The sequence below is a fragment of the Haloferax sp. s1 genome (assembly GCF_058382125.1).
In genome coordinates this window covers 1-647 of the sequence record NZ_JBZRPK010000032.1, presented here as the reverse complement: position 1 = coordinate 647, position 647 = coordinate 1, and the positions used below count along the sequence as shown (strand labels likewise).

At 57.0% G+C, this 647-nt stretch carries 1 protein-coding gene; it reads left to right on the top strand.

What is annotated here, in order from left to right:
* The coding region (locus QT222_RS00185) for a TOBE domain-containing protein (RefSeq protein ID WP_491475919.1) at positions 1-284 on the top strand (284 nt) is incomplete at its 5' end.
* Positions 285-647 lie beyond the last annotated feature (363 nt).

Here is a 647-nt window from a genome sequence, read left to right as displayed (position 1 = left end):
CGACCGTCAGCGTGACAGAGCCGTTGGGCGAGTCGCTGCTCGTCCACTGCGAGGTCGGCGATACGGAACTAAAGGTGAAGACCGAACCGCGAAGTACAGTGTCGCCCGGAGACAGTATCGAAATCGGTGTCGACGAAGAGCGTCTACATCTGTTTGACGAACAGGGCAACGCAGTGTATCACTCGTCGCCGCGACAGAAGGCAGCAGGTTCGGCTGACTCTGACGAGTCGGTTACGGAGTCATCTACGGAGTCGGTCGCTGAGTCGAATCCAGTTCAGCCGTAGTCGCAAGCCGGAATCTGGTTCAATCGTAGTCGAAGGCGGCAGTGGACTATCGCTGCCTGCGAAACGTTCCAGTTCGCCGCTGTGCTTCGGTCGGCGGCATCCGTTTTACCCGAAACTAGATAAACCGAATTTCGATATAGAGAGTATCTCACTGAAGTTCAAACCTCAGGGGATGGCTATGATGCGTACTTGCGTTTTTCCGGGCAAACAAATAATCAGTTCGGAGACCCTCCCGCCGTCACTTGTATCGATGCGACGCTCGCGCTGCAATTCAGCCTCACCGGACGACATCAGCGGTACTAGCCAACCGTTCCCGACCGTCTCCGGCGCGTTCACACACGCCTACCAGGCCATCCGCCCAGG